Source organism: Arthrobacter sp. NPDC057013 (genome assembly GCF_042674585.1).
Classification (GTDB): Bacteria; Actinomycetota; Actinomycetes; order Actinomycetales; family Micrococcaceae; genus Arthrobacter.
This window is the reverse complement of the sequence record NZ_JBHUSE010000009.1, coordinates 41,774-62,709: the sequence shown is the minus strand read 5'-3', so window position 1 is coordinate 62,709 and position 20,936 is coordinate 41,774. Positions and strand designations below refer to the sequence as shown.

28 protein-coding genes are annotated in these 20,936 nt (G+C 64.7%); 8 read left to right on the top strand and 20 right to left on the bottom strand.

The window, feature by feature from the left end:
- Positions 1-70: 70 nt before the first annotated feature.
- Positions 71-355 carry a hypothetical protein gene (locus ACFTSA_RS13595; protein WP_377951926.1) on the bottom strand — a complete coding sequence of 95 codons (285 nt, stop codon included), beginning with the start codon at positions 353-355 and terminating at the stop codon, positions 71-73.
- Between the two features lie 52 nt (positions 356-407).
- Positions 408-665, bottom strand: a complete 258-nt coding sequence (locus ACFTSA_RS13590) for a helix-turn-helix domain-containing protein (RefSeq protein ID WP_377951924.1) — start codon at positions 663-665, stop codon at positions 408-410.
- A 570-nt stretch (positions 666-1,235) separates the two neighbouring features.
- Here ACFTSA_RS13590 and ACFTSA_RS13585 point away from each other — a divergent pair.
- Entirely contained in the window at positions 1,236-1,835 is a 600-nt protein-coding gene (locus ACFTSA_RS13585; protein ID WP_377951922.1) for a hypothetical protein, read from the top strand.
- A gap of 71 nt (positions 1,836-1,906) precedes the next feature.
- Here ACFTSA_RS13585 and ACFTSA_RS13580 read toward each other — a convergent pair whose 3' ends face one another.
- From ACFTSA_RS13580 to ACFTSA_RS13565, 4 genes are all read right to left on the bottom strand, one after another.
- Positions 1,907-2,416, bottom strand: coding sequence for a DUF805 domain-containing protein (locus ACFTSA_RS13580; protein ID WP_377951921.1), 510 nt, complete (start codon positions 2,414-2,416; stop codon positions 1,907-1,909).
- A gap of 104 nt (positions 2,417-2,520) precedes the next feature.
- Complete coding sequence (locus ACFTSA_RS13575; protein WP_377951919.1) at positions 2,521-2,928, bottom strand: hypothetical protein; 408 nt, start codon at positions 2,926-2,928, stop codon at positions 2,521-2,523.
- A 57-nt stretch (positions 2,929-2,985) separates the two neighbouring features.
- Positions 2,986-3,555, bottom strand: coding sequence for a hypothetical protein (locus tag ACFTSA_RS13570; RefSeq protein WP_377951917.1), 570 nt, complete (start codon positions 3,553-3,555; stop codon positions 2,986-2,988).
- An 11-nt stretch (positions 3,556-3,566) separates the two neighbouring features.
- Entirely contained in the window at positions 3,567-3,911 is a 345-nt protein-coding gene (locus ACFTSA_RS13565; RefSeq protein WP_377951915.1) for a hypothetical protein, read from the bottom strand.
- A 425-nt stretch (positions 3,912-4,336) separates the two neighbouring features.
- Between ACFTSA_RS13565 and ACFTSA_RS13560 the strand changes: the two genes are divergently transcribed.
- Complete coding sequence (locus tag ACFTSA_RS13560; protein WP_377951913.1) at positions 4,337-4,924, top strand: HdeD family acid-resistance protein; 588 nt, start codon at positions 4,337-4,339, stop codon at positions 4,922-4,924.
- A 182-nt stretch (positions 4,925-5,106) separates the two neighbouring features.
- Here the strand turns inward: ACFTSA_RS13560 and ACFTSA_RS13555 are convergent, their stop codons facing one another.
- Positions 5,107-6,663 (bottom strand): CoA transferase, encoded by a 1,557-nt coding sequence (locus ACFTSA_RS13555; protein ID WP_377951911.1) that lies wholly within the window; start codon positions 6,661-6,663, stop codon positions 5,107-5,109.
- An 809-nt stretch (positions 6,664-7,472) separates the two neighbouring features.
- On the opposite strand from ACFTSA_RS13555, the gene ACFTSA_RS13550 reads away from it, so the two are divergent.
- A complete protein-coding gene (locus ACFTSA_RS13550) occupies positions 7,473-8,147 on the top strand; it encodes a helicase associated domain-containing protein (protein ID WP_377923001.1) in 675 nt (224 codons plus the stop codon).
- A 42-nt stretch (positions 8,148-8,189) separates the two neighbouring features.
- On the opposite strand, the gene ACFTSA_RS13545 is transcribed toward ACFTSA_RS13550, so the two are convergent.
- Positions 8,190-8,522 (bottom strand): hypothetical protein, encoded by a 333-nt coding sequence (locus tag ACFTSA_RS13545; protein WP_377923000.1) that lies wholly within the window; start codon positions 8,520-8,522, stop codon positions 8,190-8,192.
- 316 nt (positions 8,523-8,838) lie between these two features.
- Here ACFTSA_RS13545 and ACFTSA_RS13540 point away from each other — a divergent pair, with 316 nt between their 5' ends.
- Together ACFTSA_RS13540 and ACFTSA_RS13535 are read left to right on the top strand one after the other, a co-directional pair.
- Positions 8,839-9,387 carry a hypothetical protein gene (locus ACFTSA_RS13540; protein WP_377951908.1) on the top strand — a complete coding sequence of 183 codons (549 nt, stop codon included), beginning with the start codon at positions 8,839-8,841 and terminating at the stop codon, positions 9,385-9,387.
- A complete protein-coding gene (locus tag ACFTSA_RS13535) occupies positions 9,384-9,842 on the top strand; it encodes a hypothetical protein (RefSeq protein WP_377922896.1) in 459 nt (152 codons plus the stop codon). Before ACFTSA_RS13540 ends, ACFTSA_RS13535 begins: the two co-directional genes overlap by 4 nt.
- Positions 9,843-9,855: 13 nt before the next feature.
- Here the strand turns inward: ACFTSA_RS13535 and ACFTSA_RS13530 are convergent, their stop codons facing one another.
- Both ACFTSA_RS13530 and ACFTSA_RS13525 read right to left on the bottom strand, forming a co-directional pair.
- The gene (locus ACFTSA_RS13530; protein ID WP_377951906.1) at positions 9,856-11,133 is read right to left on the bottom strand and encodes a signal peptidase I; all 1,278 of its coding nucleotides are present in this window, start codon (positions 11,131-11,133) and stop codon (positions 9,856-9,858) included.
- Positions 11,134-11,191: 58 nt separating this feature from the next.
- A complete protein-coding gene (locus ACFTSA_RS13525) occupies positions 11,192-11,800 on the bottom strand; it encodes a TasA family protein (RefSeq protein ID WP_377951904.1) in 609 nt (202 codons plus the stop codon).
- Between the two features lie 259 nt (positions 11,801-12,059).
- Here ACFTSA_RS13525 and ACFTSA_RS13520 point away from each other — a divergent pair, with 259 nt between their 5' ends.
- On the top strand, positions 12,060-12,452 hold the full coding sequence (locus tag ACFTSA_RS13520; protein WP_377951902.1) for an Hpt domain-containing protein: 393 nt from the start codon (positions 12,060-12,062) through the stop codon (positions 12,450-12,452).
- A 364-nt stretch (positions 12,453-12,816) separates the two neighbouring features.
- Here ACFTSA_RS13520 and ACFTSA_RS13515 read toward each other — a convergent pair whose 3' ends face one another.
- A complete protein-coding gene (locus ACFTSA_RS13515; RefSeq protein WP_377951901.1) occupies positions 12,817-13,272 on the bottom strand; it encodes a DUF6884 domain-containing protein in 456 nt (151 codons plus the stop codon).
- A 156-nt stretch (positions 13,273-13,428) separates the two neighbouring features.
- Between ACFTSA_RS13515 and ACFTSA_RS13510 the strand changes: the two genes are divergently transcribed.
- Positions 13,429-13,815 carry a hypothetical protein gene (locus ACFTSA_RS13510; protein ID WP_377951899.1) on the top strand — a complete coding sequence of 129 codons (387 nt, stop codon included), beginning with the start codon at positions 13,429-13,431 and terminating at the stop codon, positions 13,813-13,815.
- Positions 13,816-13,873: 58 nt separating this feature from the next.
- On the opposite strand, the gene ACFTSA_RS13505 is transcribed toward ACFTSA_RS13510, so the two are convergent.
- From ACFTSA_RS13505 to ACFTSA_RS13475, 7 genes are all read right to left on the bottom strand, one after another.
- Positions 13,874-14,068, bottom strand: a complete 195-nt coding sequence (locus tag ACFTSA_RS13505) for a hypothetical protein (RefSeq protein WP_377951897.1) — start codon at positions 14,066-14,068, stop codon at positions 13,874-13,876.
- Positions 14,069-14,174: 106 nt separating this feature from the next.
- Positions 14,175-14,501, bottom strand: coding sequence for a hypothetical protein (locus ACFTSA_RS13500; protein WP_377951896.1), 327 nt, complete (start codon positions 14,499-14,501; stop codon positions 14,175-14,177).
- An 88-nt stretch (positions 14,502-14,589) separates the two neighbouring features.
- A complete protein-coding gene (locus ACFTSA_RS13495) occupies positions 14,590-15,909 on the bottom strand; it encodes a YncE family protein (RefSeq protein WP_377951894.1) in 1,320 nt (439 codons plus the stop codon).
- A gap of 168 nt (positions 15,910-16,077) precedes the next feature.
- On the bottom strand, positions 16,078-16,776 hold the full coding sequence (locus ACFTSA_RS13490) for a hypothetical protein (protein WP_377951893.1): 699 nt from the start codon (positions 16,774-16,776) through the stop codon (positions 16,078-16,080).
- 79 nt (positions 16,777-16,855) lie between these two features.
- Positions 16,856-17,746: a hypothetical protein gene (locus ACFTSA_RS13485; RefSeq protein ID WP_377951892.1), complete on the bottom strand. Its 891-nt coding sequence runs from the start codon at positions 17,744-17,746 to the stop codon at positions 16,856-16,858.
- A 373-nt stretch (positions 17,747-18,119) separates the two neighbouring features.
- On the bottom strand, positions 18,120-18,323 hold the full coding sequence (locus tag ACFTSA_RS13480) for a cold-shock protein (RefSeq protein ID WP_377951890.1): 204 nt from the start codon (positions 18,321-18,323) through the stop codon (positions 18,120-18,122).
- Positions 18,324-18,448: 125 nt separating this feature from the next.
- Positions 18,449-18,640 (bottom strand): hypothetical protein, encoded by a 192-nt coding sequence (locus ACFTSA_RS13475; RefSeq protein WP_377951888.1) that lies wholly within the window; start codon positions 18,638-18,640, stop codon positions 18,449-18,451.
- Positions 18,641-18,792: 152 nt separating this feature from the next.
- Between ACFTSA_RS13475 and ACFTSA_RS13470 the strand changes: the two genes are divergently transcribed.
- Positions 18,793-19,302: a hypothetical protein gene (locus ACFTSA_RS13470; RefSeq protein WP_377951886.1), complete on the top strand. Its 510-nt coding sequence runs from the start codon at positions 18,793-18,795 to the stop codon at positions 19,300-19,302.
- A 64-nt stretch (positions 19,303-19,366) separates the two neighbouring features.
- Here the strand turns inward: ACFTSA_RS13470 and ACFTSA_RS13465 are convergent, their stop codons facing one another.
- Entirely contained in the window at positions 19,367-19,567 is a 201-nt protein-coding gene (locus tag ACFTSA_RS13465) for a hypothetical protein (RefSeq protein WP_377951885.1), read from the bottom strand.
- A 66-nt stretch (positions 19,568-19,633) separates the two neighbouring features.
- Positions 19,634-20,899 carry a Fic family protein gene (locus ACFTSA_RS13460; protein WP_377951884.1) on the bottom strand — a complete coding sequence of 422 codons (1,266 nt, stop codon included), beginning with the start codon at positions 20,897-20,899 and terminating at the stop codon, positions 19,634-19,636.
- Between the last annotated feature and the right edge of the window lie 37 nt (positions 20,900-20,936).

Below are 20,936 nucleotides of genomic sequence, written 5' to 3'. Positions count from 1 at the left end.
CATGCTGCCTACGCTGACGGCTGTCCGCCAGCCCGTAGAAAGACCTGGCGCCCAAGGGGCCTTCTATCCTCTATTGCGTGAGGGTAAAGAAGCTCTTCGGGTCGTCAGCGCCGAGCAGGTCGTGGTGGAACGGGATGGCGTCCACCGGGCGGGTGTCGGCGAACAGGACCGCCACGGTCCGGGAGTGGACGACGGTGTAGCGGGTGAGGCCGTCCAGCCAGGAATGGATCCCGGTGTACTCCTCGACGTCCAACCCGTCACCGAGCAGGCCCCGCTCCGAGAGTAGGTTGTAGACAACATTCCAGGCGCGATCCATCAGATCGTTGATCGCCGCTTCCACAGTTGGAGCCGTCATGGATTCATGGTCTCTCCGGGGACTGACATAGCCGGTGAAATTGGCGGGCGTGTCACTCCTCCGGGACGCCAGAATCCTTCTCATCCTTGAGCTCACCGGCGGCGATCCGCTCAGCGGTGCGGCGGTACGCCTCGGCGATGTAGTCCTCGACGTCGTTGACCCCGATGCGCCAGAGACCCCGGCCCCCGACCTGAATTCCGCGAAGCTCTCCCGTGCTGAGCAGGGCCCGTATCTGGCTCGGTGTCACGTTCAGCTCTTCGGCCGCCTGCGAGATGGTCAGAAAGCGGCGGGAGCGGGGTTCGTCGGTCACGCGTTCATCCTATGCACGGCAACCGCCCGCCCCCCTGCCAGTCGTGACGGCGGGGGCTCGGCGGTAGTGGTTGCAAAAGGTTGGAGCCCAGGCGTAGTAGTCTGACCCTCGACGGGTTTTCGAGTGACCGTTGGCTACGCCCTCCGACTGGGGCGACAGCGAAGAAGGAGCGCGGCTCTTGCTCGAGCAAGAGCACTGCATCCAATTTCCAGACACGCATCCTGTTTTCTGAGTCGGCAGGAAATACGGAGGATCCCCGTGCCTGCATCAGCCACATCCCGACTCGCCCGACTGCGTTCCCACGCCACCGGCGAAAGTCACCAAAAGGCCCATCAAGCGGTCGACCAGGTTCCACCCGGACACCCGGTCCTAACGGAGCCGACCCCTTCGCAGGAGCAGTTGGAGGGGGCCATCTTTGACAAGATGCATGCCCTTCGATTCATCCCGCGTCATCAGCGTGATGCTTGGGGTTTCAGACCATTCGGCATCCGCTCAGTAGTACCGTCGCCAGACAGGCTGGTGATAGAACTGGAGGCAGGCTCGGCTTATGAAGAATTCGTCAGGAACATAATGCCTGTCATCGAGCACGTTGAAGATGACCCGGTTCCCGAGATCTACGGTGTTCCGGGCCTCCGTCGGCGCCCCCACGAACTCGGATTGAGTCTATTTCGCCCTGGCCTGACAGGGGAAGTGGTCGTCACCGGGATGTCCGTCGGAGAATGGGAAGGCACTCATGCCGCAGAGTTCTGCGGGCCGCATGCCGCCGTTTGTCCGGCCACGTCGCATCCAGGGGAATGGACCGAGGCGGAGGAGAACCATGCGCGGTCAATGAAAGCCCGGTTCGGCGCTCTGGCCTTACGGCACCAGCATGACGACTACATCCTCCAGAGCGCCATGTTCCGGCGAATTGGGCTCCTGAACCGGCTCGGTTCGCGCTCAACGACAACATGGAGAAAGGCCCGGCATCCCGGCATTGTCGTGGAACTCTACCAAGATGAATACAACTTCGATTCCCACGAGAGCTTCATCAGGGAAATGACGTCCCCGCATATGTCGCCCAAACTTACTTGCGTAGACCGGCGGATTTGGCCAGATCGAAACTACCGATTCATTGAATTCGCGACACCGAGAAGTGAAGGGTCTATTCAGGTCCGACTGGCACCGGCCTGAAAAGCCACACAAGCAGAAGGTCCCGCCGTCGAGGAGGCCGGGACCTTCTGCTTGTGACCAACGTCTTGCCGCTAGTAGCCGCTCGGCTGGTCGAAACGCTGACCGGCCGGGTCGGGGCCCAACACGGCGAACACGAACAGGATGATCGCGCCGGCGAACGGGATCAGGCCGAGCAGGACCAGCCAGCCGCTCTTGTTGCTGTCGTGAAGCCGGCGGACGGTCAGCGCCAGGGACGGGACGATCGTGCCCAGACCCCAGATGACGAGCAGAATCGTGCCAATTCCCGCGCCGGGGCCGGGGATGGTTCCGTTGACCGTGGTCGTGCTGCCGGCATTGATGAGGATGTTCAGGATGATGCCGACGACGACGGACACGAGTGCCCACCACCAGTATTCGCTGCGGCTGGCCCGGCCGGAGAACGTGGCGTACTTCTTGAAGAAACGCTTCACGGCGGCCGGGAACGGCGCGCCGTAGTAGGGCGCCCAGAGCGGCGGCTCGCCCTGCCAGGACTGCTGCTGCGGCTGCTGGGACGGGTAGGGCTGCTGGGACGGGTACTGCGGATAGCTCAAGGTTTCCCCCATGAGTCAGAGTGATGAGACGAGCTCATCGTACGGTCGGCGGCAGACGAAAAGCCTGATCAGCCCGTAAATTTACGCCGAATTTCCCTGCGGGACGATGAGAGATCTCATCGACCGGCGCGGCGGTATCCCCGGTCCGCCAGACCGCCAATAGCTCCGGCCAACGCGGCCGGGAGCGCGACGAAAGCGGCCAGATGCCGTGCCAGGCTGTACGGCATGAACAGGGCGATCCCGCCGACCAGGATGGCAAGTGCAGCCACGCAGGCCGTCACCCAGTGCGGGTGCCCCCGCAGGAACGACCAGACAGCGGCCGCCAGCGACGCCGCAGAGCCGCACAGCAGGTACAGGCTGCCCACCCGCGCGTCCTCCACAAGACCGGGTTCGGGGATGAAGCCGAAGAACATTGACCTCAGCAGGCCACTGACCATCAGGACGATGGACGCCAGCACAAGAAGCGTCCAGAGGAGGGTGCCGGGCCATCCGCTGCGGCGGGCTTCAGCAGGCGACTGGCTCACTGTCGCCCCTCAAGCCGATGGAGCGTTCGTTTCCCGGCGCCCAAGGAGTTGCGGGGATCAGCCATCGTTGGGCTTCCCCACGCGGCTCCTGATGTCGTCGAGAACTGCCAGGTCCTCAGCACTCGGTTCCGTGCGTGCGACGGCCAGTATCTGCACCATGTAGTGCAGGTCGACACTGCTGATCGTGTACGTGTCGGTGTCGACCGTGAGGGTGCCCGTATAGCTAGGGTCCTCCAGGTTCGTCAGTGCCACCGTCAGCGTGCCGGACTCCTCCAGGATCTGCCGGCTCGCATCCATCTGCCAGTCATCATGTTCCCGGCCCAGGAACGTCGAGTGCCGCGGCAGCACCAAGGACCAGGGGGGACGCCGCGGCAAGGTACGGCCCCTGCCAGGAGCCTCCTCGACCGCGCCGGATTCCAGTTCGAAGCGTATGCCCCACGGCGCCGAGAGGACCCGGGGGCCGCCGTCGAAGGTGACGTCCCAGAAACCCTCCGGGAAGTACCGGAACGATCCGGTCTCGCCTTCCAGCCCTGCCGCCTTATCGAACCGGGTGGCAAAGTCACCGGCGATAAATCCTGGTTCTGCGTGGGCCAGGAGGCCGATCAACTGCTGTTGGTTAGGGATCATCGATTGATGGATCAGGGCCGGGAGGTGCGCTCATCGATCATCCGGTCGACGGTCTCATCGTCCGGGCAGGGCTGGTCATCGAAGGGGCATTTTCCGGAGCCCAGCACTCCCCCGCGGGCCTGGACGACCTCCACGCACATCGTGCAGAACGTCGTCGGGTTCTCCAGGATCACAGCCTCCGGTTCCTCGTAGCCGCAGACCGCTTTGCGCCAGTCCAGGTCCCGGCAGCAGACAAAATGCGCCAGCTCATCCGGGTTGCTGTCGAGTCTGTACTTCACTTCCCACGCCGGAACGCGAACCAGTTCCATGGCTCCGCCGTCCTGGATCTCAGCGGGATTCTCAGTGGATGCCCCCATGACCACCTCTTTCTTTGCCGCCATGCTATCCGCGAGCCTGCTCCCGGAACAGGGTTTACTGGCTTTCCCCAAGGTCCGGTCGTGAAGCTTGGTCCGGCCGGAAGGTGCTCACTCTTACCGCCCCGGCCGCCGTGGCAGCGGCTAAGCTGCCTGTTCCTGAAGCTGCAGCCGCACCCAGCGCCGTGCACACAGCTTCAGTGGCGGCACACCGTGAACACAGCGCAAACCTCTACTGTTTCTGCGCCCCAAGGTAAATACTGGAGGTGGGAGAACCCCATCCCTTCAGGTTGCCCAAAGCAGTTTGTCAGTGGCTGAGAGCGTCCCCAGCCGTCGGAACTCGGCGAGAAGGCTCCGGCCGCCGCCGCCCACGCTGACAGGCGTGGACCGTTCACATAAAAGGTTCAGTAGCACCGTGAGGTGAAATTATGTCCGACTTTGCGGGCCAGAGACCGTTCGAGGGAGCAGGAACCGCGCTGTTCGTCCGCGGCGGCCTCGCCATCCTCTTCGCCATTGCTGTGATGATCTGGCCTGGTGCCACCGTCCTGGCCCTGATTTACCTGTTCGGCTTCTACGCCGGGATGGATGGAATCACGAACATCGTCCATTACTTCTCCGACCGCCCCCGCCGGTCTGCCTGGGCGCTCGTCGGAGGGATCGTGTCCGTGCTTGCAGGCATCGTCGCCTTCGCGTGGCCAGCGGCCACAGCTGTGTCGCTGGCGGTGGTGATCGGCGCCTGGGCCCTCGTCCTGGGCGTGACCCAGATCGCACTCTCCCTGGAGGCGAAGAAGATGTTGAAATCCTGGTGGACCTGGCTGGCCAGCGGTATTGTGACCGCACTGTTCGGCCTCTACGTCCTCATCCTTCCGGGCGCCGGCATCCTCAGCCTCCTTGGACTGCTGGCAGCGTTTGCCTTCCTGTTTGGCATTCTGCTCCTGACAGCCGGCTTCCAGCTCCGGGGCTTCGCGGCCGGAGCGGCGTCAGGGCATCGCGGGGCCACGCCCTCGACCCCCTAGCGCCCAGCCACCACAACTTAAACGCCGGTGGGCAGAACCCGTTCTCGGGGTTCTGCCCACCTCCCAGTCTGACGATGCTGCTCCCGACCAGTGGTCTGGGATTTGGGATTAGTGGCGATCGCAGCATGGTTTGACCCAGCCCGCCTGTGTGTCTTCCCTCAGATCACGGTGCCCCCTGCGGTTCAGGCCGGTTGTGCCACTGCGAGTGGCAACCACTCCGGCCTGTCGGCGCCCATGGGCTGAAGCACTGTAGTGGTGAAGCCCTGCGGCAGTGAGGTGAATTCGATCTGATCGGTCATTCCTTGGTACGTCCCCAGTGGGGTCTGTGCGGTGAACAGTTCGGGCGGGATGGCCGCGTGTTCTGCACTGCTCCCTGCTGTGGCGGCAGCGAACTCCTTGTCGAAGATCCCCAAGGAAATCAGCCACAGACAGATGCGGGTGAGTGAGACGCGGACGCGGTAGGAGCCGCCTTCGACGGCTCGGCGGCGGAGCGCTTCCAGTATCCCGACCGTTCCGAACCAGCCGACGATGTTGTCGACAATCGGCAGCATCGGTGGCATCTTCGGGTCTTCGAGGGTGCCACCGAGGGCGAAGATCCCGCTGACGCAGGCGCCGATCTCGTCGAATCCGGGGCGTGTGGCCCATGGCCCTTCGGCGCCGTGCAGCAGCACCTGAGCGTGGATCAGGCCCCGGTGGCCGGCTGCGACCTTCTCCGCGGTCAGGTTGACCTGTTCAAGGTGTCCGGGGTGGCGGTTGGAGAAGAAGACATCTGCTTCGCGCAGCAGCTCGTCCATCTTGGCGCGGTCGTCGCCGCTATCGGACAGGTACGTCGATCGCATGCCGACCTGCGTGTCCCAGTAAAACATTTCAACTTCACTGTCGTCGGGGCGCCACACGTTCAGAACGTCCGCCCCGAAGGATGCCAGGTCGCGGCCCATCCCGGAGCCGGCAATCACATGCCCCATTCCCAGAGCCCGGATGCCTTCCAGCGGCGTAGACGCACCGGGCGCCAGCGGCTGCGGGTCGCCGTTGGCGATCTTCTCGACGGAGATGAGTGGCATGTGCTGCAGCACCTGCTGGTACTGCAGCTCCTGGAGGAATTCCTCGGTCGAGCGCACCTTGGCGATGATGATGCCGGCAGCAGCGGCCGCTTCCTCGAGTTCATCGGCGTCCCGGTTGGCGATGGCCTCGTTGACGGCCTTGCCGTTGTCCGCGCAGTCGAGGAGCGTCAGGGCCTTTTGGTGGAGCCCCGGGTAGACGTTGAGCGCAACCACGTGCCGCCCGTCCCGGGTGGCACGGAAGAACGGCAGTTCACCGAACGGGTTGTACTTATTCCCTTTAACGGATGGCGGCCGGCCGTTGATCTTTTCCCAGCGCCCGTCCGCGAACCCGGAGAACCGTTGGAACGCCTTCCGAACGTCGATGGCGATGTCCTGGTCGCCGCCGCCGCGGTCGCGCCAGACCGCTGAAGCGGCAACACCTTTGGCACCGAGCGCTACCGCGGCCGCAGCCCCGAATTGGAACGGGCTGGCGATCAGCGGGTCGGCGCCGCCGTAGAAGCGCACGTTCCCACCGGCGTCCTTGACGCTGAGACCGACAGTAGCCAGTACATCGTCGAGGACTGCGGCGAAGTCGAAGTCTGTTGATGTGAGGGGGTTGTTGATGCTGTGCCTGAGCCGGTCCGTGAGGCCTGACACTGCTTGCCCCTTGCCGTTGCCGTTCATTGCTGCTCCTTTCATGGGATTAGTCCGCAGTCCCTAAGACACGTAAGACGCCTTTGGTCCAACGGCCTCCGCGCACCGCCAATGGAAACCACCGGTCGATCCGTGGGGACTGCTGGTTCTTGTGTGAGGATGAGTACCGCCTTGCGGAGGTCGCGGTCCCGGATCACGGTTCATCGCGGCATCTCAACGCATCGGTCCTCAAGATTCATGCTAGATTTGCCGACCCTGTTTGGGAACCACGATTTTGACGAGTTGACCCCTCGCCCGGCCAGCACCGTCCGGAGGTGCGGCCCGTTGCCGCTTCTACCACCTCCCCGGCGGGGCCGAGTGGGCCCAGCCCTCATTCCATCAGCCCTCCCCGTCGACTCGCCGGCATTCCGGGACGCGATCCGGAGGAACAGCGCCTGGCCTCAACGCCACGGGAACAGCGACCGAATGACCCGTGGGCCGGGCTTCACGGCCTAATGGTCGCCCTGCTGCTTGTTTTCGCTGCCGGGACGGCCAATTCTGGGACCAGGAAGAAGCTCGTCGCGCCTGCCTGCTTTACGTCTGGGGTCAGGCCACCAATAGGCTGGGCCTATGGCGACCAGGTAGCGGAAATCCTTGTCTGATTTCGAGCGGGACCTGAAGTCCGCAGATGGCGCCCGCGTTGAAGTGATGCGGCAATGGGCAAGTGATCGTGAGGATTCCGCCGATGTTCCGGGACGGTCGGGCGCCCAAGGCCAGACGACATTTCAGGTTGGTGCGGGTCTCAACCGAACAGGAACGCGGCGGCGACCCGCTGTGAGTGGAGGCACCTGAACGGTAACTGGCAGGATTGGCCCGTGGACAGGAAACGCTGGGAGGCAGCTCCAAACCCGGAGTGGGTACTGATGTACCGGGGCGGCCTCGCGCGCGCCCAGATCGTGAAACTGGTCGGCGCCGTGTCATCCACGGTCGGCTACCACCTGGACGTCGCCCGGAAAGCAGACCCGGAACTGCAGGCTGCGCACGAGACTGCCGCGGCACTACGAACCACTCACGCCCCCACTGCGGGGGGTTTGGAGCATCTTAGGGAAGTGGTGACGTTCGTGCGGACGACGGGTCGCTTCCCCTCCAGAGCCACTACCAGCGAAACAGAGCGGACCTTGGCTGCTTGGCTGACGCACCGGCGGGCGGAAGCCCGCGATGGGACCCTGGCCCCGGCTTACCGGGACGGTCTGGCGGTGCTTGACGGGTGGAAGATCCCGTCCCGGGCAGAGTCTGACGAAGCGCGCTGGCAGGAGCGGCTCGCCGCCCTGGTCGAGTACCGGAACGCCGGCAACGACTGGCCCCGGCACAAGGCTCCGGCGACAGGGCTCGAGCACGACCTCGGCGTCTGGCTGCACTTCCAGCGGGCCAAGCTGCACCGCGGTGAACTGGACGAGGCCAAGATCAGAGAGCTGGACCGCGCTCTCCCCGGTTGGAGTGAGGGCAGGAAACGCGGACGGAAGCCGCACCGGGCCGGGAGTTCGCTATGAGACGCAGGCCAGCTGCCGCTATCTGGACTCGGAAGACTGAAATCAGCCGTTATCCCGACCCGGCAGCGGCGCGCCGTTGAGGAACGCCTCGTACTCGACCCGCACATCCTCATCGATTTCAGGTTGCCGGCGGCTGTACCGGGCATCCGTACGATCCCGTTTCGGACCGGAAATCCAAAACTCCTCGCCATTGTCGATGTCGTAAAAGTTTGCATCGAAGTTGGCGCGAGCGAGTCCGGTGACCCTCTCCAAGGTCCGCCCGCGGAAGTACGCAGTCCTCCAGGTCTTTGAGAACCGCAGCCTGGTGATCCATGCCGGCCCCTGATCCGTGTTGTAGCCGCTCTTCAGCTGGACGTACATAATCCTTTCGGGCATGGCGACATGGTAACTCCGGCCCTACTCCACCGGGACAGCACGCTACCGTCCTGTTCGAATCTCAGCGCGGGCGGTGGCCTACGAAACCTTGGAAGAACCTTGGGAGACCCCCTCAAAAAGGGGGCAAAAGCGAGCTTCGACTCTCAGGTCGCACCCGCATTTCCTAGTGTCCTCGAAGCAGAATGGTCTTGTCGCTGAAGCACAGGTAGCCGCGAACCGCAGCTTCAGCTCGCCGGGCCCGGAACGCGTTCCCCCCTTGCACTGCGGGCCCGGCGGACAACCTCTTTCAGGTGATGGCCAGGACGGGGACGTATTGATGCCAGCCGAGACGCTTAGGCCAACGCCCCGCAGCCGGCGTGAGAAGGCCTGCCACTGGCTGGCAGACGGGGTGTCTTTCCTCGCGGTCCTTGGTGCCAACCTCGTTTGGCCGGACACGGGCTTTTGGTCGGCCCTTCTGGTGGCCGTGGTCTTCCCGCTGCTGGTGCTTCTGCTGTTCGGCGGGCTCGCGACCCCTGCACGGAAGGCGCGCCTGGCCCTGGACGCCGAACGCGGCCTGATCGAATGCGCGTCCCGCCAGCCCAAGGCACCTCCGGGATCACTGCAGGACCGGTGGAAGCCCGGCTATGCGGAGGTTCGTCACGGGCACATCAGGTTCCAGGCACTGTACGGGGACATGGAAGAGGCTGCCGGGCCGATCAACGTCTTCCAAGTTCTTTCTTCACCCCAGCCGGTGCCGATGCCGCAAAAGCGGCCTGCGGACGTCAAACGGGGCTGGAAGATTGTCAGCATGGACACCGACCAGGGACCGCTGCAGCTTGCCGCCAGTCAGGCATCGTTGAGTCTGCTCGACAGGCTGTGGCCATGACCGCGGAGGACGGCAAGGACGGCCACAAATACGAATGGCAATCCTGGCCGCCCGACTCGCTTGAGGGCATGCCGCCCAAACGCCGCCGCCTGGTCGCCTGGGGACTCCTCTGGTTCCTCCTCGTTGGCTGGCTGTTCGGGGAAGTCCTTGAGGCAGTCGGCATGCCGCAGCCGTGGCGCTCACTGCTCATGGTCGCCGGCTTGGTTGCCGTCTTCGGGCCCCTAATCCGCGGAGCATCCCAGGAAACCCGGCAACTGCGCGCCGAAGGCATCGATCTTCCCTCTTACCCGGTTTCGCGCAAGTCCCTGGTCACGAACGCGGTCATCACCGGGGTTGCCTGGGTCGGGTTCGCGGTATTCGCGGCTGCCGGCCAACCACCGGCGGTCGTGCTCCCCGTTGCTTGCACGGGCTGGCTCTTCTACTTGTTCTGGCGATGGCGGGCCTCCCGAACCTAGCCCTCCGGATCGCTCAGCCGACCGTGACCCTGGCCGGGTAGGTGGTGGTGTCGTAGGCGAGCATCATGGCATCTGAGCTGGCGGAGCCCACGGCGACGCGGATCTGCAGCACCCTGTTGCTCGGCAGGTTGATAGTTCCGAGGTCGATGTCGGTGGGCACCCAAGTTGTGCTGCCGCCGCTCCAGCTGCCCTGACTGGTGATGGTTACAGGAGTGCCGGCCGCCGTACAGTTGTTGCTGCCCGGGTTGCAGATGTAGAGGCCGACGGTGAGGCTGCCGGTCTTGGTGGGGCTGAATCCCTTCATTGCCGTCCACAGCCGCGCTTTGGCGTTGCCCGATATGACCGTCGTTGCCCGTGGCATCATCCACGACTGCAGTGAGGCGCCGAGGGGCGCGTCCAGTCCCTGTCCGATCCCCTTGGCGATCAGCAGGCCAGGGTCGGTGTCATGGGCCGTGTCGTAGTTGTAAAGCGTCGTCAGGGTTGGCGCTGTTGACGTGAGCTCCAGCGGCGTCGTCGTCGATGGTCCTGGGCTGTCGTTTGGCGCGTTCGTCTTCAGGTAGAAGATGTTCGCCGCCGCGGCCGCAGTGCTGATCAGGTTTTGGTGGTTCACGCTGGAGGCAGCGAACGCGGCGCGGGTCGGTTTCGGTGCCAGCCACACTCCAGCCGCTGCCAGGGAGACTGCCACCACGATCCCGACTGGCACAGCCCACTTCCGCACCCCACGCGAGCTGGGCCCCTTCGGGCCATTCTGGTCATCCGGGCCGTCCAAGGGCTCGTCCTTCTCGGGAACGTGCCACGGGTCGTGCTTCTTGAGCAGGCCGTACCGACTGAGGAAGCCCAAGAGGATAACCACGAAGACGGCGGCCGCAGCGAGCATCGGCTGGCCGTTTTGGATCCAGACCGCCGGCAGACCGATGGCCGGCACCAGGAGCAGGCCTTTGCCGATCACCGCGTCGTGACGGACCGGGGACACGTCCGGCTGTCCGTTCGCGTCGCCTTTGGTGCGGTAGCTGCCATCGGGGCGGATGTCGAGGGTGCGGTGGGTGATGAGACTGCCGGGTTTGTTCGGGTTCTTGAAGGTGATGACGGTGCCGGGCTTGATCGGGTGCTCCACCGGGGCGACGAGCACGATGTCGCCCGGCGCGATGCGCGGCATCATCGACCCGGAGGTCAGCACCACCCGGTCCCAGCCCATCACCAGGGGCAGGACGGTGGCAGCGAGGACCAGCCCCGCCAGCGCGCTCACCACGGTCAGGGACACCAGGCCCACGGCAAATTTCAGCCGTCGCACGTCATTCCCTCCATTGAATGGTCACGCCGGCGGGGCCGGCTAGGTCCGCTGCTGGCGGTTACGGGCGGTTGGTGGTTGCCACGTCCTTGCCCTGGGCTTCCCAGGTGAAGTCCACGGCGGCGCTCTTGCCCTGGTACTGGGCCAGGTTGGACACCGTCATGCTGATCCGGTAGCTCTTGGTCGCGCCCTTGACCGCGTTGGTGTAGCCGCCGAGACCATTGGCGTAGGTGCCGTGGCCGGCGCTAAGGTCGGCAAGGGTGCCGGTGTACTGCGAGGTGCCGCCGGTGAAGCCGGTGCAGTCAAAGCCTGTGCCGCCGGTGGCCCCGGATCCGACCTCTACCGTGGTGGCCAGGCCTGCGGCCAGATCACCGGAGGCGATGGTTTCGAGCTTGATGTCGGAGGTAAGGGAGCCGTTGTAGGCGACGTTGACGCAGCGGGTGACGGTCTGGCCGCCGTTGAGGTTGCCGACGTTGAACATGGCGGTGCTGGAGCCGTCGTTGGTCAGCACCACGGTGCCGGATTCGACAACGTTGCCCTTGCTGTCTGTGCTGGCGGTGAACGCAGCGGACGAGCCCTGGACAAGGAGGACGCCGACGGCGGCGAGGCCGAGGGCACCCGCTCCGAGACGCAGAAGGTTAGCCGGGACGGCAGCGGGCAGTGCTTTCATAAGAATCCCCCAGAGGTGATAAGTGGTCGGCGTTCATTTACTGGTGCTGAAGCTGAGCATTCCAAGTCGACCTCGGGTTTCAATCTGGATCGCATCAAGATCGGCTCAAGAGTCACCAGCGTCCGTGGCCGACCTGTTCTTGCGTGCCGATCTTGATCAAACCTTGAGGAAAAGACCGCTCGGCCCTTGATGAGCGAGCGGGACACTGAGCCCGGCCGTGCAGCAGCGACGCGGCCATTTTTTGATTGACAGGAACCACATGACCCTCGGCCCCACCCCGGCCGCCCTACGCATGGAAGCCATCATGATCGACACTTCCCTGCCCGCTTATGACCCGCTGGCACTGATGTCGCTCGCCCACGAGGCAGGCGAAGCAGTCGCCCGGCGGTTCCTCGACCATTACCTGGAATTGTTGCCACACCGCCACGCCCGAACCCTCCAAACCCTCACCTGCGGGGATGCCGAAGAGGCGATGGACGCCGTCCTCAGCCTGAAAGTCGCCTCCGCAATCGTGGGCGCAGCCCAGCTCAGCGCCTTCGGCCAAAATCTCCAGGACCAGCTCAAGTCCGGCAGCGTCGACAACATTACGGACATCGCAACGGAGCTCGATAGCCTGGTGGCTGCTTTCAATGGGGCGGTGCCCCGCCTGTAACAGAACAAGCCCCTCCACCGTCAGGGCTCCGGGGCAGTGAGAGGAGACTGGCGATGCAACTCGAGCCAGTGAACACCAACAGCCCTGGCACCTTCGAACCCGTCCCGGCTCCGAACTGCCGTAGCCGGGCATCCGCGCCGGCGCGCCGGCCGACGACCCTGCAATATCCCTGGCGGGGATTCCAGCCACCTTCCCCGTATACCCGTTCATCCGATGGCCCGACGGTAACTTCAGGGGCCGGCGGCGGCTGGGTGGGAGTTGCCCGGTCTCAGAGGCGCTCCCCGCCGCCGGCCCTGGAACTATTGAACAGTGGAAGTTCGCCCATCCGCGCGGGAAGCCCTTACGTGTTTCGCCGTTGCCGCGCCTACGGAGTCGCGCCGGTGGAAGATTCCGCGAGCTGTTGTGTCAGCCAGCCGAGCTGACGGCCGATGCCCATCCCCTTCATGGGGACCTCGTAACGCCACTGGCTGCCGTAGACGGCATACCGGTACTGCTCGCCTGCCAGGACAGTGAGCGTAACGTCCTCAAGTCCGATGAGTTCGGCGGCCAACTGCTCCTGGACCCGTTCACACCAGGCCGGGATCGGTGGGGACGTGCGGCGGCTGGCGCCCAGCCGCATGTCGTAGGGCTCCAGGACCGTATCGGGGTGAACCAGACCGTGCTTGGCGCTCAGGATGTACCAGCGGTCGCACGTCTGCTCCGCGTAGGCCGACGCTTTCTTAAACAGCGAGGAGACATACAGTTCCCGGGCAGGCGCCGGACGGCGCAGCTTCTGCGAGGCGCAGCCGACCAGGCCGACTCTGTGGAGTTGGATTCCCATGCCCAGACGCATGCGAAGACCCCACCGGCACTCTGATGTGACTAGCGACACATCAGCCTTTACCATGGAGCCAGCATCGCCATGGGCAAACGGCACACGAAACCATCCGACGAGCCCGCCTGGCGGCATCACTTTCTCAGCCGGGGGGCAACACGCATGTCATCAGTCCAGTTCGACCGTGTCGGGGACAACGTTTCCGTGGATCTGCTCGGCGAAAGCATCGTACGGGTCGTTCTGAAGCCAGGGGCACGGATGACCGCGGACGACGGGGCACGCGCCAGGCAGGAGCTCCTGGCCCTCACGGGAAGCAAACCCTCCGTGGTGCTGCTGCAGATCACTGGCGTCGGCTCCGTCACCCCGGAAGCGGTCAGCGTTTACAGCGACGCCAAAACAGTCCGGGCCTTCGCCATCCTGGGCTCAACCCCAATGGACCAGGACGTCGTCCGCGGGTTGCTGGGCCATCACAAGCCGGCGTGCCCGACCGAATACTTCACAGACCTGAATAGCGCCCTGCACTGGCTGCTCCAGCACATACCCGCGTAGGAATAACCCGCAGGCTTCAGTCCGGGCGGCCAACGACCAGTGGAACACCGGGGGTTGCTCAGTCCTCGTGCCGGAGGGCGGCCCGGAGCCGGGCGGAGCGTGAACCGATCCGGTTCGTCTGGCCGGTCCGATGCTTGCGGGCCTTCTGGTCTGCGTGGGTGCCGGAAGCACCGGAGGCGGCGAACTGAACCCGCTGCCGCACCAGCTCTGCCGGCAGCGCGAATCCGGGCTTTCGCTTCTTACGGGCAGGCATGGGAGGGCGTCCTTTCAGGGATGGTTTAGCGGGCACGGTGAGCCCTTCTCCTCCGAATGTGTGCGGCAGCCCGGCCCGCCGTCGCCGGTGCACCATGTGTTCGACGCTACCCGGCGACGACGCCGCCTTCGACCAACGTAAGCGTGGTGGCTGAGTCCGGCGCGGTGTCGATGGCTTCCTGGACGTGGACGGAGAACATGGCGATGGACGCTTTCTCCAACGTCCAACCCGGCCACATCGAGTGCCACGCGGCATCATCAATCGTGATCCGTCTCCGGATCTCATCAAGGGGCTCCCGGAAGGTGAACGAGCGCGTGCCATCATTCCTGGCGGTGATGGACAAGGCCCCCTCGTCAGAGACCTGAGCGGAGCCGACGTCGGCCAGCCCAGCCGTCAGGTCAGTGGCAAAGGTGTCTAGATCGGGCGTGCTCATAATCCGTCCTACCTGCTGCTCGTTGGGTACGCCGTAATGATCCTGCCTCCGGCCGATGTTGCGTCACCCGGCTCATGCTGAGCGGCGGTCAGCGCGCCGTTACCACCCGGGTTTTGGCGCTGGTGCGGGCTAGAGTGGTGTAGCCGGCTTTACTTCCGGTGACCGTGACGGTCATGGTCTTGCCAACATCGGCTGCGCCCAGGAGGTAGGTGGCGCCTGTGGCGCCAGAGACGTTCAGGCCGTTGCGCTTCCACTGGTAGCGGAGGGTGACAGGTGCTGGGTTCCAGATGCCAGCGCGGGCAGTTAGCCGCTGGCCTTTTGCCGCTGTTCCGGCGACCGTGGGGGCCGGGGCTGCAGTGAGGTTGGCGGGGTGAAGTGCGACCACCGTCACCGTGTTGCGGTCCGGGAAGGTGGCATAGAGGCCGGAACCCCAAGGGTTAGCCGTCAGGCTGCCAACGCGGCCGGTCAGGTTGGACAGGACGGAGCCCTTGCCCGTGGCCGGGTCAACGTCGTAGATGGTGGTGAACCAGGAGCCCTGGAACACAGCGAAGCCGGAGCCATGAGTGTAGAGGTGACGTCCGTTCGGGCTCAGGGCCAGGGCTGCGCTCTGGGGACCGAACACCGCGTACTTTACGGTTTTGGCAATCGTGTTTGTGGCGGTTGTGATGACGGTGAAACTGTCCTGAGCGCCGCCTCCGACATACAGCTGGGCACCCCCTGGAGCAAGGGCGATCTCACCCGGCTCGTAGGTAGTGTGAACCTTCGCTGCCAGGGCGTTCTTGGTGATGTCCACGACCAGGACATCCCCGGCGTTGCCGTCGGGCCCGGTCGCGTATAACCGGGTTCCGGCCTCATTGACCAGGAGTTCGCGCGGCACCCCCGGCAAGGGGATGTCAGCTGCGATCCTGTTGGTGCTCGTGTCGACGACAGAAAGCCCGAACAGGTGCGCCACGTACAGGTAGCGGCCGTCCTTGCTGGTCTCAAGCGGCCCCGGGTATTTGCCGACGCTGATCCGGCCGATGGCCACGTTGCGGGTGGCGTCGATGACTGTCACCGTGCCGTTGTTCTGGGCGTCTTCGCTTTCGACGTAGACGCGGGTGCCGGCCCGGTTGACTGCCAGATGCCGCGGGGAGGCAGCGGTCGGCACAGTCGCGATGACCTTCTTGGTCGTCGTATTGATCACGGAGACTGAAGACGATCCCAGGTTCGCCACATAGGCACGCGAGCCTGAGCGGTTGAACTTCAAGTCTTGCGGGTTCTTGCCCACCGGGATGGTCGCCGCGATCGTGGAGGTTTGCGGGACGTCCGCGTGGGCTGGCGCCGCGAGGCCGGCACTGCCCACGCCGAGCATGGCGGCGACGGCCAAGGCAGGGAGCGCTCGGCGCAGAGCACGCTTCTTAGAAGGCACAGTGGTACTGGTCAGCAATGAACTCAAGGTGGTGGTTCCGTTTCTGTCGTGCCAAAGAGGACGACAACCCGTCACCGTCCCTCCTGCGGCTCAACGTACCAGAATTCACCGGCATATCCACTCATTGGACAAACCCTGGAGCTGGGAAAAGCCGCGAAACTTCCGGGGCTAGAATGGCACGATCCGTTTCCGGGCGGCGATGATGTCGGCCAGTCCCGGCACGGCCGCGGCGATGCGCCGGGCAAGGTCGCGGGCTTCGGTGGCTGTGGCGAAGTTGAAGATGCTGCCGCCGACGCCGGCGATGTTGCACTGGAGGTTCCAGTAGGTCATCCCGTCCAGCAGGATCCTTTCACCGAGGATGGCGGCTGCCCGGCGCAGGCGCACCGCGTCCTCCGCGAGTTGGCCGGTCAGGGCACGCAGTTCCGTTTCCCGCACGTATTGGAGCACCTCGGAAAGGCCGGCGTCCCATGCGTCGTCCGTGCGGCGGAGGTGGTCCAGGGAGATGGCGAGCCGGGCATCCGGGTCGGAATTCAGTGTGGCTTCGATGGCGGGCAGGAACGCTTTCAGGTCGCCGCCGGGCACCAGGCCGCCGGGCTGGCGGATGTGCTGCTGGCGCCGGTCGGCGACGAGCCGGCCCAGGACGGGTTCGGACTCCACAATCTGTGTGACGGTGGCGCGGGCCTCGGTGTCGTCGGCCAGGTCCAGGATGCTGTCGCCCCGCTGGTGGAGGCTGTTGGCCAGCTCAGCGTAGGTCGTGCCGTCCAGTTGTGAGGTCCCGGCGAGGATGCCGAGGCATGGCGCAGGCGCGTTCCAGACGTGGGCAAACGCGACGGAAGAACTGACCCGTTCTGCGGGCGGCGCCGTCACTGCAAGTGATTCAGCAAGTTCCGGAGCGTGCTGAAGAGCGACGGGATTCCTCTAGGTAGAAGTGGTTCGGTCGTTGAGCTCAGTTGAGCGCCGCCGCTTCCTCCGGCGTGTATGCGACGCCCGCCGAGGTGGCGATGAGTTCTTTCAGCAGGGCGCTGTGCTCGGCCAGCTCGGCCCCCGACACGCGAACCCGATAGTACCCAAACCGCTTTTCGTAGCTGAGGAGATCCAGCCCGCCGGCATCGAGGCGCGCCGTCAGCTCCTCGGACTGCGGGATCCGGAACTCCACAATGAGGTGGCTGCGCCGAGGACGAAAGGTCATGAAGTTGTTGGCAAGTCCCGAGCGGGAAAGCCCAATGTAGTGCTTGTTGAACTTCAGCTCATGCCCCGGCGCGAATGTATTCAGGACTCCGAGAAAGTCTTCAGCGAGACGGACGGTGGTTGTGGAGCCGCGCTCTTCCCAGAAGGCGCGGTCAGTACTCTGGCCGGGCTCGTCCTCATCCTCTTCCGCGCCGACGGACATGAGGTTGAGGACGGTCGTGGCATGCAGTGTCACCGCCGAGCCGATTTGTAGCGCATTCATCTGGATGGCAATGAGCGGGATGGCCTTGTTGAAGAGGCTGATCACGTTCAGGAATCGGGATGTGATGTCCTCAGCGACGATGACGGCTACATGGTCGAACTGGGGATAGCGGGAGCGCTCGATGTCCCAGTATTCGATGGTCCGTATTATGTGAGCCTCGTCAGTGGCACCGAGTTGCAGTTCGACCTCGTAGCGCGTGCCCGTCTCCGGATCGGACAAGAGCAAGTCCAGGCGGCCGGCGCGCGGCTGTCGGCGCTCGATGTCGCGAACGACCAGCTCTCCAAGCCCGAGCAGTGAGGGGTCTTCGGCGATCCGCTCCTGAAGCCATTTCTCGCTGTACTCCGAATGGCTCCTGAGGCTGAGCGTACGCGCGCGCTGATAAGTCATCCGGACAGTATTTCAGAACCGCGGGCTTAGCTTTGGTCACTGCTCGCCGCGGACATGAGCGACCGCGCTCCTAGAGGCCGGAATGTCACCGCCCCCTAGACCACCTGACAGGCTGTCTGCGGACAGCACGCTGGGTCCCGCCGCCTGCTGGAAGCCAGAGATTCACGTTAGGTGGTGGAACACTGCATCTGTCGAAAAGGACACCAAAACCACGCCCGATACTGGCACTCCAAGGCCCGCCGATATGGTCTCATAACGGGAGGGTAACACTAGGCACTATGCGGGAGTCCCCGAACTGATCCGCTGGGCAAGTAGCCCCTTAAACGACTGTGGCCGGGCTGCCACTCCGCAGTCCGGCCTCAGCTCTTGCTCCTTAGAGCGGGCTGATGTTTTCCGCCTGCGGGCCCTTGGGTCCCTGCGTGATGTCGAAGGAGACCTGCTGGTTCTCTTCGAGCGTGCGGTAGCCCCTGGTTGTGATGGCTGAATAGTGTGCGAACACGTCACCGCTCCCGTCGTCGGGCGTGATGAAGCCGAAGCCCTTTTCGGCGTTGAACCACTTGACCGTACCTGTTGCCATTTGCTGCTTCCTTACGTGGGGGCCGGTCGGCTCCGCTGTTCGGAAACCAGTCCCCAACGACCCCCAGGGCCTGAGCCTATGTGCCCGGGGCAGCACTGACAACAGCTGGCGTCAGATCACGTCGTTTACAGCTGTTCCTTAGCGAGGGCTTTGGTTTTGGCCGGGGTTTCGCGGCCCAGGCGCTCGTCAAGGGTGACGCGCAGCCTGGCAGCGGCCACCTGCACCCTGTGGTCGGCGGCGGCCGTCTTCTTGGACTCCTGCACGGAAACGCGGCGTGGGGCATGCACGTTTCGTTGCTCCGGTGCGCTTGCGCCCATCGTTGCCCCTCCTCGTTGGTCGTTTCGTCCGTTGGTCCATTGTCCCCGATGTCGGAAGCTGAGTCCACGGCGTCTCCTGCAGTCCGTGGCTTGGGAACCCTAGCTACCCAGTCCTTTACCTGCTCGAACTCCCGCCTGGCAGCGTCGGTGAAGTGTGCCCACGAGCCGAGTTCGACGGCTGGACGGCCGGAAACAGCGTTCTCCGGCGGTATCTCCGGGGATTGCGGGGAATCGCCGTTTTCGTCGCCCCCGACGGATTTCCAGGCGATGTCGAACAGCTCGAGTTCTTCTTTTCGGGCGAGTTCGCTGCGCGCCAGCACCTCCAGGGTGGCCAGTCCGAGGGCTTTGGTCCCCTGGTCCTCATCAAGCGCGCGGTCGAGGGCCCACTGGGTGCGCCGCCACCATTCGGCGCGGCTGTCCGCCTCCGTCTTCTGCCGGAGGGCGTTGGCATCGGCCTCGCGCCGCTGTTCCAGGGAGGTCTTGTCCGCTTCCGTGCGCTGCTTCAGCGTCCGCCAGTTGATGTAGAAGGCGAGGACAGCGGCGATGAGAACGGCCAGCGGTCCGACGCCGGCGAGGATCACCCACCATTCGGCAGGGCCCGAGTGGAAGAAGACGTCTATCGGAGGCGTGGGGTCGGGGTTGCTGCCGTCGTTCCACCTTAAACCGCCGAAAGGCCGGCACCGGGCGACACGGCCATGAACGGGTCTTCAGTCCCTGGGCCGGGCATCATGCCCAGCCGGCGCTACAGGAAGCCCGTGTATCCCCTCGGAGCCAAGCCTGGTCGGTGGCCTCGCCGTAGAGTCCGGCCGGGAGCCTGGCGTCAGCGACGGCGCGGGCCGGATCCATCACCTCACGCACGCGCGGGATGAAGGCGAAGGGTTCAATCCCCGGCTTCAGCCGGTAGCCGTGCTCGATGTGGGTGCTCAAGGTGTCCTCCATTGATGGTGGGTTGATGCACCACATGTGTACGGAGGACCCGGTGCCACTCCCCTGTCAGCTGGGCACCCGGCGTCCGGCCCTTTCGGCGAAGGCATCCAGTGCCGTCAGCATCTCCGGTGACCGCCAGAAGCGGCCCTTCTTGAACTTGTCCACGCCAATAACGATTCCGGCAGCCTCCAGGGAGTCCATGGCGCGCTTCTGCCGCATGTAGTCCAGTCCCAACTTGGATTCCAGGACGGCGGCGTTCACCACCGGTTGGCGGGCCAGCAGGTCGAGGACGGGCCAGACAGCGGAGTCCCGCCGGGCTTTGATCTTGTCGGCCCAGGACGTGGTGATGGCGACGACGTCGTCGGCGAGCCTGGTGCCATTGTCGATTGCGAGGAACGACGCTTCGGCAGTGACGGTGATGATCCGTTCCGGGTCCCCGGCACGGTAGGCGGTGAGTGCGTCGTGGTAGTTGTGGACGTCGGCGAGCAGGCCGGCCGACACCGGAACGGTGACGTGGGAGGCGAGCCCGCGGCGCTTGAGCATGGCATGCAGCAGGGCCCGTCCGGTGCGGCCGTTGCCGTCGGTGAACGGGTGGATGGTTTCGAACTGGGCGTGGGCGATGGCGCCTTGGACTATGGCGGGCAGGTCGGTCCGGCGGGCGTAGTCCATCACGTCCTCCATCAGGGCAGGTACGCGGCTGTGGTGTGGCGGGACGAAGTCGGCGCCGATCGGGCTGACATGGCTGGACCCGATCCAGACCTGCTCCTGCCGCCACCGCCCGGCGACGTCGTCGTCGTTCGTTCCGTCCATCAGGGCGCGGTGCATGTCCAGGATGCTCTCGGGGCTCAGGTGCTCAGCCGCTGCAAGGGCTGATTCCATGGCCCGCACGTTTCGGACGATCAGGGTCGCATTGGCGCGGTCCTCCACCCCGAGCTCGGCCTCGGCCAGGCTGCGGGCGCTGGCGATCAGGTTCTCAATCCGGGAGGACGCCGCGGACTCGCTCCGCAGCAGCAAGGCAGCGAAAGGCCTGACATGTTCGCCGCAGCGTTCATCGAAGCGGCTGATCGCCTGCGCAGCTTCCTCTGCAAGGGTCGCCGTCCCGGGAGACGGCAGATAGCCGGAGTCTCCGATCAGCGGCGGGGTGAACGCCTCGTACGTCTGGCCGGCCATCCCGGAGAGGTAGCTACTGGATTTGAAGGCATCCACTTTCCCGACCCACTCGTGGCTTTCGTACCCGCCGTCCGGCCACGGGGCCGCCGATCCCAGGGAGATTGCGGGCTCTGAGTGCGTGACGTGCCCGTAAGTGCCGTCCTGATTCCGCGGCTGTTCCATGCGGTTCCTGTCTGTAAGTATGTCCTTTGGATTCTTA

Excerpts from the sequence above, each read along its gene's own strand:
- ACFTSA_RS13525 (WP_377951904.1), bottom strand. The coding sequence starts at position 11,800 with ATGAAAGCACTGCCCGCTGCCGTCCCGGCTAACCTTCTGCGTCTCGGA.
- ACFTSA_RS13500 (WP_377951896.1), bottom strand. The coding sequence starts at position 14,501 with ATGAGCACGCCCGATCTAGACACCTTTGCCACTGACCTGACGGCTGGG.
- ACFTSA_RS13535 (WP_377922896.1), top strand. The coding sequence starts at position 9,384 with ATGACCGCGGAGGACGGCAAGGACGGCCACAAATACGAATGGCAATCC.
- ACFTSA_RS13560 (WP_377951913.1), top strand. The coding sequence starts at position 4,337 with ATGTCCGACTTTGCGGGCCAGAGACCGTTCGAGGGAGCAGGAACCGCG.
- ACFTSA_RS13460 (WP_377951884.1), bottom strand. The coding sequence starts at position 20,899 with ATGGAACAGCCGCGGAATCAGGACGGCACTTACGGGCACGTCACGCAC.
- ACFTSA_RS13480 (WP_377951890.1), bottom strand. The coding sequence starts at position 18,323 with ATGGCAACAGGTACGGTCAAGTGGTTCAACGCCGAAAAGGGCTTCGGC.
- ACFTSA_RS13580 (WP_377951921.1), bottom strand. The coding sequence starts at position 2,416 with ATGGGGGAAACCTTGAGCTATCCGCAGTACCCGTCCCAGCAGCCCTAC.
- ACFTSA_RS13520 (WP_377951902.1), top strand. The coding sequence starts at position 12,060 with ATGACCCTCGGCCCCACCCCGGCCGCCCTACGCATGGAAGCCATCATG.
- ACFTSA_RS13505 (WP_377951897.1), bottom strand. The coding sequence starts at position 14,068 with ATGCCTGCCCGTAAGAAGCGAAAGCCCGGATTCGCGCTGCCGGCAGAG.
- ACFTSA_RS13595 (WP_377951926.1), bottom strand. The coding sequence starts at position 355 with ATGACGGCTCCAACTGTGGAAGCGGCGATCAACGATCTGATGGATCGC.
- ACFTSA_RS13585 (WP_377951922.1), top strand. The coding sequence starts at position 1,236 with ATGCCTGTCATCGAGCACGTTGAAGATGACCCGGTTCCCGAGATCTAC.
- ACFTSA_RS13570 (WP_377951917.1), bottom strand. The coding sequence starts at position 3,555 with ATGATCCCTAACCAACAGCAGTTGATCGGCCTCCTGGCCCACGCAGAA.
- ACFTSA_RS13485 (WP_377951892.1), bottom strand. The coding sequence starts at position 17,746 with ATGACTTATCAGCGCGCGCGTACGCTCAGCCTCAGGAGCCATTCGGAG.
- ACFTSA_RS13565 (WP_377951915.1), bottom strand. The coding sequence starts at position 3,911 with ATGGGGGCATCCACTGAGAATCCCGCTGAGATCCAGGACGGCGGAGCC.
- ACFTSA_RS13540 (WP_377951908.1), top strand. The coding sequence starts at position 8,839 with ATGCCAGCCGAGACGCTTAGGCCAACGCCCCGCAGCCGGCGTGAGAAG.
- ACFTSA_RS13555 (WP_377951911.1), bottom strand. The coding sequence starts at position 6,663 with ATGAAAGGAGCAGCAATGAACGGCAACGGCAAGGGGCAAGCAGTGTCA.
- ACFTSA_RS13475 (WP_377951888.1), bottom strand. The coding sequence starts at position 18,640 with ATGGGCGCAAGCGCACCGGAGCAACGAAACGTGCATGCCCCACGCCGC.
- ACFTSA_RS13515 (WP_377951901.1), bottom strand. The coding sequence starts at position 13,272 with ATGGGAATCCAACTCCACAGAGTCGGCCTGGTCGGCTGCGCCTCGCAG.
- ACFTSA_RS13510 (WP_377951899.1), top strand. The coding sequence starts at position 13,429 with ATGTCATCAGTCCAGTTCGACCGTGTCGGGGACAACGTTTCCGTGGAT.
- ACFTSA_RS13545 (WP_377923000.1), bottom strand. The coding sequence starts at position 8,522 with ATGCCCGAAAGGATTATGTACGTCCAGCTGAAGAGCGGCTACAACACG.